This is a genomic window from Microcoleus sp. MON2_D5, from assembly GCF_036701905.1.
Lineage (GTDB): Bacteria > Cyanobacteriota > Cyanobacteriia > Cyanobacteriales > Microcoleaceae > Microcoleus.
The window spans coordinates 1-4,491 of record NZ_JAUBRM010000188.1 but is presented as its reverse complement, the minus strand read 5'-3'; the positions used below and the strand labels follow the sequence as shown (position 1 = coordinate 4,491).

Below are 4,491 nucleotides of genomic sequence, written 5' to 3'. Positions count from 1 at the left end.
ATCCTTTCTCTGCGCTGTGCTTATCTCAATGGTCAACTTTCCACTTGATATATGTGCAAAACTGAGATGCACCCGCGAACAGTATGGCGGTTTACAGTTGGTATGCCTTCCAAAGGAGCAGGCTGAGCGAGTTTGGGGTAAGATTTAAAGTAGGGCGATATCCTCATTAATAACTTTTAAACAGAAGGACGATCGCCCTTTTTAAACCTCTTCAACAACTCCGGCGTCACCAAGCCTTGGGGAAAAAATATCGTCCCCAAAACAATCAGCAACCCAAACACAATTAACCGCCCATCCCGCAGAAATTGTGCCAACCAAATCGGCAATCCTTGAATAGTCGCCATTCCCCTCAAAACTTCCGGTAAAGCAGTAAACACCATCCCACCCAAAACAGCTCCCAGAAACGTTCTGCTACCACCAATCAACACAGAAGTCAAGTAAATAATACTAGCATCAAAAGTCCCTTGACGGGCGTTCCAAGTATTGAGGAAATGAGCACTAACAGCACCCACCACACCAGCCAAAACAGCACCTAACGTGAAAGCCAAAACCTTATAAAAAGTTGGGTTAATGCCGATCGCATCCGCAGCCAACTCATCAGCGCGGATTGCAGCAAAAGCCCGCCCCACCCGAATCCGTTCCAGCCGATAGACAATCGCCATACTTACCAACAGTAAAGGTAGTACAATCCACAAATACTCGATCGGTGTCCCAAACGGTTGCGGAATCCCAAAAATGCCCACAGCCCCGCCAGTGATATCTAGATTCAGCGATAAAACCCGCAAAATTTCCACAAAAGCAATAGTTGCGATCGCCAAATAAATCCCACTTAACCGCAGCGCCGGAATTCCCACTAAAATACCCAGCAACCCCGAAACAGCCCCTGCAATTATCATCTCCAATAACAGCAGTGGCAGGGGAAATAAACTGCCCGTCGTTTGAAACACTGTTGTAGACAAAATCGCCGCAATATACCCACCCAAAGCATAAAAGCCAGGACTAGCCAAAGACAACTGACCCGTCATTAGAGGCAAATACAGGGACATTCCCAACATTGCACCCAGCAACATCGAGACAATCAGAAACCCATAAGTAGTAAAAAATGTAGCCATTTGATTTTAGATATTTTAGATTAGAACTTATTAACGAAAATCTGGTTAGCTTGGTTTCCAATTTGGATTTATTAAGCTAGTCTGAATATGGTCTTCCCACCGACCATTTATCAACAAATAGTCTCTAGCGTAACCTTCTACCACAAATCCCAATCTTTTAAGGAGATTGCCGCTACGCTGATTGTGAGGCATATAATTTGCCATAATGCGATGTAAATTTAACTCTTCAAAAACATATTGAATTGCAATTCTCACAGCTTCCGTCATATAACCTTTACCTTGTTGCGTTTCTGCCAGATTATATCCCAAAAAGCAGAAATGACCGGCCCCTCGTACAAAATTATCAAAATTAACGTTACCGACAATATACTCAGGATTAGCCTTCTCAAAAACCCACACTTTTAAAGATTTGTCAGACTTAAACCCTTGGAAATCTTTCTCTACTTGTTTTTCCCAATAAGTTTTAGTTAAAAAATCCTCCGCCCAGTGTCGGTGCCAGGGAGTAAAAAACCTTTGATTGTCTCTGTAAAATTTAATAATTTCGCAAATATCGTCTTGATTGGCTAATCGTAAAAAAAGGCGCTCGCTTAGTATTAATGGAACTTCCGAATTCATCAAATTGCCTCTGAGGTATGAATAAATTTTCTAGGTACGTATGTAAAACTCCACCACAGTTTATACGGGCTGGTTTAGCTATAGTCTTTGCTGGAAACCCATTGTCCATTCTCAAAACCGCCCTGCCTTATTAGATGTCTTGCAAATAATACTACACCTTTTGAATCAAACGCCGTCCAAACAAACCCTGCGGTCTAACCAATAGCATAATAAACAATATGGCAAAAGCAACAGCATCCTTATAAGCCGAAAAATCTCCAGGTACAAAAGCCTCTACCAAACCAATTATAAAACCTCCCAAAACTGCCCCAGGAATACTTCCCAACCCACCAAGCACAATCACCGCCAAACCTTTCAAACCAAAAGCAATACCAAAATACGGCCCAGCAATACTCACACTCGAACCCACCAAACTCCCCGCCAAACCCGCCAGAAAACTGCTCACAAAAAACGTCAACACAATGTATCTATCAGTATCAATACCCAATAAACTAGAAGTAGTCGCATCTTCAGCCACAGCCTGCATTGCTTTGCCAAATTTAGTAAAATTTATTAAGTAAGTTAAAACAGCTACAATCGCTACAGATACCGCAAAAATTACTATTTGAACAGTACGAATCGGAATTGGTTTATCCCCAGTCCCGAAGTTAATGGCAGCAGGTAAATAGCCGTAAGTGTTAGCCGGAAAAGTGTAAATTTCCGCACCGACCAGATATTGGATGATATTGGCGATCGCTACAGCTACACCCAAACTAGAAACCACAGTCAGCAGAGGATCCGAGTGTCGTCGGCGCAAAGGTAAAAAAGCAACTCTTTCAACTATTACTCCTACCAAACCAGCCATGACACTTCCCAAAATTAACGCCACAGCAAAAGGCAACTGCACCGGAATTCGAGCGTTAGCCCACAACCCATTAAAACCGAAAGCTCCTCCCATCAGCGCATAAGTGAAATAAGCACCCAAAGTAAATACGGCGCCGTGAGCAAAATTAATAATTCCCAAAATAGAAAAGACCAGCGTGTATCCCAGGGCAAAAATAGCATACACGCTGCCGATCGACAAACCATTCAAAAATTGTTGCAAAAACAGAGTTAAGTCCATTACCAGTTAAGAAGTGAGCATCACACCAAAATCATTCAACAACAAATATGTCCGCGATTTTCCCTCTTCCCTCTTACTTCTTTGGTCTTCCTGACACCTGTTACATCCGTTACATCTGTTACAAAAGCAGTGGACAAACTTCCCTCTCCCCTCATTTCAAAAACTCAAACTTACCATTATTGCCATCTGCCTCCATCTTAATCCGTGCCACATAAAACTCTTTCTGATTAATCTCACCTTCAGGGGTAAAAGAAATTTCCCCCAAAGGCGTGTCATACTTTCCACGCAACAACTGCTGATTCAAATTTGTACGCAACTCTGCTAAAGGCTTTTCGCTAACCTTAGACTGAGCATTAAGTGCCTTTAATGACTCAACAAAAACTTGTACGCCAGTAAAAGCCTGAGCGCTAAACTGAGGCGGTTCTTTCTTAAATTGAGCGCGATAAGCCTCGCGAAAAGCCTTATTAACTTCATTTTCATATTCCGGGCTGTAGGCTTGGGCAATCAAAACTCCATCACAGAGTGCTTTACAAACAGGAAATAAATTAGAAGTATTCAGACCATTGCCGCCAATTATCGCGCCTTTGTAACCCAACTCCCGCAATTGCTTAATTAAATTGCCTCCATCGGCGGCCAACCCGGAAATAATTATCAAATCGGGGTTGACATTTATTGCGTTAGTAGCTTGAGACTGGAAATCTGTATCAGTAGTCAAGAATTTTTGGACGGTTGCCAATTCCAGCCCCATATCTTTAACAGTTGTCTGAAAAGTTTCAGTCTCAGATTTGCTAAAAGCATCATTCTGAGCAAAAAACACGGCTACTTTCTTAATATTGGGATTTTGCTTCAGTGCAGCTTTAACTGCATTAGGTGCTACCACGGCCACAGGCGCGGAGACTCGGGCCACATAATCGCCAATCTGGGGAATGCCTTTAGCGGTGTTGGAGGGTCCGAGTACGGGAACTTTTGCGCGATCGGCGATCGGATCGGCACTAAAAGCTTGCTGCGAGAGAGTTGGCCCCACAATACCTACCACCTTATCCTGATTGATCAGAGTATTGAAGGCATTGATTGTCCCTTGTTCATCTCCACCAGTATCTTGGAACACCAGTCTAATCGGCGTCCCATCCACACCGCCCTTATCGTTGAAATACTTCAGAGCAATTTTCGCGCCAGCCACCTGTTCCTGACCGAGCAAAGCCACATTGCTAGTTTGCGCCACCCCAACCCCAACAGCAATAGCGGTAGAGTTCCCCGCAGCCGAACCCTCTGACGAAGTTGCTGGAGATGGCGAAGTACCTGTAGATACGGTAGTTGATGTCTGGGGAGTGTTCGTCTGACTGCAAGCGCTCAGCAGTAAAGCGCAGGTAACGAACAAGGCAGTAGGGCGAGCGGCAGGTTTTTTCATAAGCGGGCGATCGAACACATATATATAGACCATCTCTATATAGAACATCTATATGTGCAAATATTCTACCGATTCGCTGAAGAGTCCCGGTCCAAAGTGTATTTCCGGGGTCAAAAAGCAGACCCAAGCCCTAAAGAGGAGTCAGGTCTCGGATAGCCGAGCGGTGAAGGACAGCCAAAACCCTTGTTGTGTATAGGTTCAAAAAAAATCAAAAATAATTTGGCAAAACGCTTGACAACTCTGGGGAGAGTTGA

4 protein-coding genes are annotated in these 4,491 nt (G+C 43.8%); all 4 read right to left on the bottom strand.

Annotation, left to right across the window (positions count from 1 at the left end):
* Positions 1-176 precede the first annotated feature (176 nt).
* The 4 genes from QUA47_RS30315 to QUA47_RS30300 all read right to left on the bottom strand — a co-directional run bounded on the left by QUA47_RS30315 (position 177) and on the right by QUA47_RS30300 (position 4,237).
* Entirely contained in the window at positions 177-1,112 is a 936-nt protein-coding gene (locus QUA47_RS30315) for a branched-chain amino acid ABC transporter permease (protein ID WP_333433545.1), read from the bottom strand.
* Positions 1,113-1,157: 45 nt separating this feature from the next.
* A complete protein-coding gene (locus QUA47_RS30310) occupies positions 1,158-1,727 on the bottom strand; it encodes a GNAT family N-acetyltransferase (RefSeq protein ID WP_333433544.1) in 570 nt (189 codons plus the stop codon).
* A 151-nt stretch (positions 1,728-1,878) separates the two neighbouring features.
* Positions 1,879-2,829 (bottom strand): branched-chain amino acid ABC transporter permease, encoded by a 951-nt coding sequence (locus QUA47_RS30305; RefSeq protein WP_333184121.1) that lies wholly within the window; start codon positions 2,827-2,829, stop codon positions 1,879-1,881.
* 151 nt (positions 2,830-2,980) lie between these two features.
* Entirely contained in the window at positions 2,981-4,237 is a 1,257-nt protein-coding gene (locus QUA47_RS30300; RefSeq protein WP_333433543.1) for an ABC transporter substrate-binding protein, read from the bottom strand.
* Positions 4,238-4,491 lie beyond the last annotated feature (254 nt).

What these genes read in the sequence shown, in the direction of transcription:
- QUA47_RS30315 (WP_333433545.1), bottom strand. Translation starts at nt 1,112, where the DNA reads ATGGCTACATTTTTTACTACTTATGGGTTTCTGATTGTCTCGATGTTG.
- QUA47_RS30310 (WP_333433544.1), bottom strand. Translation starts at nt 1,727, where the DNA reads ATGAATTCGGAAGTTCCATTAATACTAAGCGAGCGCCTTTTTTTACGA.
- QUA47_RS30305 (WP_333184121.1), bottom strand. Translation starts at nt 2,829, where the DNA reads ATGGACTTAACTCTGTTTTTGCAACAATTTTTGAATGGTTTGTCGATC.
- QUA47_RS30300 (WP_333433543.1), bottom strand. Translation starts at nt 4,237, where the DNA reads ATGAAAAAACCTGCCGCTCGCCCTACTGCCTTGTTCGTTACCTGCGCT.